The organism is Aquimarina megaterium XH134, assembly GCF_000520975.1.
GTDB lineage: Bacteria > Bacteroidota > Bacteroidia > Flavobacteriales > Flavobacteriaceae > Aquimarina > Aquimarina megaterium.
Window position 1 is genome coordinate 1 of the sequence record NZ_JACB01000133.1, and the last position, 732, is coordinate 732.

At 40.3% G+C, this 732-nt stretch carries 1 protein-coding gene; it reads right to left on the reverse strand.

The genetic code is table 11. From position 1 onward, the window contains the following. Positions 1-707: AMP-binding protein (locus tag Z053_RS29580; RefSeq protein WP_152538411.1), on the reverse strand; the 707-nt coding region annotated here is incomplete at its 3' end. Between the last annotated feature and the right edge of the window lie 25 nt (positions 708-732).

The following is a 732-nucleotide window of genomic DNA, read 5'->3' on the forward strand; positions in this document are numbered from 1 at the left end:
TTCTCTATAAAACTCTCAGAAGTACGATCTGGTAATCCTAAATATCCTGCACCTACTCCTACTCCGCTAACACCTATCTCGCCAATAACACCTATAGGACATAATCCTCCCGACTTATCCAAAATAACAGTGTTCATATTAGGAATAACTCGACCAATCGGAACCCGTACCTGGGTCTCCTCTAAAAAGTCGTTGATCTCATATTGGATAACATCATCTGATGCTTCGCAAGGACCATAGGCATTCCACAATCTTACCTCGGGATACAAACGTTTCAAGTCATTAACCATCGCTACAGGGATAGACTCTCCCACAAGCATAACACTCGAAAGATCCTCCAAAACAACTGCTTCATCCTGTTCTTTTATATATGACAATAATCCCCACATATAGGTTGGTACAAACTCGATAAGAGTAACTCTTCTTAGAATCAAGGTATCCAACAACTTGCCATACTCTAGTAACTCGTACTTATCAACAATTACACTAACTCCTCCTTTGAGTAATGGACCTAAAATCTGCCAAACAGAAATATCAGAACCAATACCGGCACTCTGTAAAAAACGGAAACCGTCCGGTAAATCCATAACAGCATACTCTGCCAAAATATGATTCATCGCACCATCATGACGTGTAATTGCTCCCTTGGGATTACCTGTAGACCCCGATGTATATAAAATATAAGCCCAGCTATCCATTAAATTCATGTTCGCAGGGTTATCTGTAGGTTTA